Here is a 1,503-nt window from a genome sequence, read left to right as displayed (position 1 = left end):
CCACGTACCGAGTTCTGTACTGACAACGGTGCAATGATTGCATATGCGGGTATGCAACGTTTGAAGAACGGTGAAGTTGCAGATATGTCGGTAGAAGCGCGTCCGCGCTGGCCAATTGACCAGCTAACGCCAATCGCGTAATCAAACCTTGTATATTGACTGGCCTCTATTTATAGAGGCCTTTGTTTTTGTGGTTTATTTTCCCAAGAAAAAGGCGCGAGATTTCCAGACTGATGTGAGCAGTTTTCTTTGTGTTCAGTGATAGGATGGCGCGGAAGAATAATAAATGGATATAACAATGAAGAAGTTTGAAATTGAAGGTCAGCAACTTGCTTACCTAGACAAAGGCGAAGGGCCTGTGCTGCTGTTTGGACATAGCTATTTGTGGGATTGCCAAATGTGGGCGCCTCAAATTGAAGTTTTGAGCCAGTCCTATCGTTGTATTGTGCCTGACTTATGGGCGCATGGTGAATCGGACGCCGCTCCTGCTTCGACCACGTCTTTAGTTGATTATGCCCAGCACATGCTGGCGCTAATGGATCATTTGGAAATCGACAAATTTTCCATTGTTGGCTTATCTGTTGGCGGCATGTGGGGCGCGGAACTGACCGCTCAAGCCCCGCAACGAGTGAAGTCATTGGTGTTGATAGATACCTTTATTGGTTGGGAACCAGAAGTGACGCATAAAAAATACTTTGCGATGCTAGATACCATCAGCCAAGTTCAAGGTGTTCCTGGGCCTATTATCGAAGCAGTTGCACCACTGTTCTTTGCGAATAACGCGGATCAAGTTCACCCAGAATTGGTCGCTTCATTTAAACAAAGCCTTGAATCGCTAACAGGTGAGCGAGCTGTAGAAGTTGCTCGTATCGGTCGCATGGTGTTTGGGCGACGTGATGTGATTGAAGATGCAGAAAAATTCGCACTGCCAACATTGATCGCAGTTGGTCGAGAAGATAAGCCGCGTCCGGTATTTGAATCTTACCTAATGAATGACTGCATTACGGGCAGTGAGTTGGTGGAGATTCCTGAAGCGGGTCATATCAGTTCGCTTGAACAGCCCGAGTTTGTGAATCAGATGCTGTTGAGCTTCCTAAACAAAGTTCACGCTTAAAATGCATTTAAAAACTCGGCGTTATGCCGAGTTTTTTTCTGTCAGTTTCTTTTCACCAATTTTAGGCTCTTCACCCGAAAGTAAACGACGAATGTTTTGATGATGCTTAAACACGATTAGACAACACAACATGGCAACGGGCAGGGTGTATTGCGGTTTGAACATCCAAGTATAAAACGGTGTGACTAACACAGTGACGAGTGCGGCAAGGGAAGAGTAGCGAAACAGGACTGCAACCGAGAGCCAAGTCAGCATAACTAGGCCTGTGAGGTCTAAGCCAATTGGAGCAATGGCACCAAGCGCGGTAGCGACGCCTTTACCACCTTTAAAGTGGAAGAAAATTGGGTACATGTGGCCAAGGCACGCCGCGATAGCAATAACGCCAAGAA

The 1,503-nt window shown here is 46.5% G+C and carries 2 protein-coding genes and 1 pseudogene; 2 read left to right on the top strand and 1 reads right to left on the bottom strand.

Annotated elements, in window-relative coordinates; genetic code table 11:
- Both R7F07_RS24755 and R7F07_RS24750 read left to right on the top strand, forming a co-directional pair.
- Positions 1–141: pseudogene (locus R7F07_RS24755) on the top strand (tRNA (adenosine(37)-N6)-threonylcarbamoyltransferase complex transferase subunit TsaD); the annotation flags it as partial.
- A gap of 157 nt (positions 142–298) precedes the next feature.
- Positions 299–1,114: an alpha/beta fold hydrolase gene (locus tag R7F07_RS24750; protein WP_318110607.1), complete on the top strand. Its 816-nt coding sequence runs from the start codon at positions 299–301 to the stop codon at positions 1,112–1,114.
- 21 nt (positions 1,115–1,135) lie between these two features.
- On the opposite strand, the gene plsY is transcribed toward R7F07_RS24750, so the two are convergent.
- Positions 1,136–1,503 (bottom strand): glycerol-3-phosphate 1-O-acyltransferase PlsY (gene plsY, locus R7F07_RS24745; protein WP_318110606.1); only part of this gene is annotated, 368 nt, incomplete at its 5' end.

Source organism: Vibrio sp. YT-16 (genome assembly GCF_033337405.1).
In the GTDB taxonomy this organism is placed as follows: domain Bacteria; phylum Pseudomonadota; class Gammaproteobacteria; order Enterobacterales; family Vibrionaceae; genus Vibrio; species Vibrio alginolyticus.
The sequence above is the reverse complement of the archived record's forward strand: the minus strand, read 5'-3'. Positions and strand labels throughout refer to the sequence as shown.

Excerpts from the sequence above, each read along its gene's own strand:
- R7F07_RS24750 (WP_318110607.1), top strand. The coding sequence starts at position 299 with ATGAAGAAGTTTGAAATTGAAGGTCAGCAACTTGCTTACCTAGACAAA.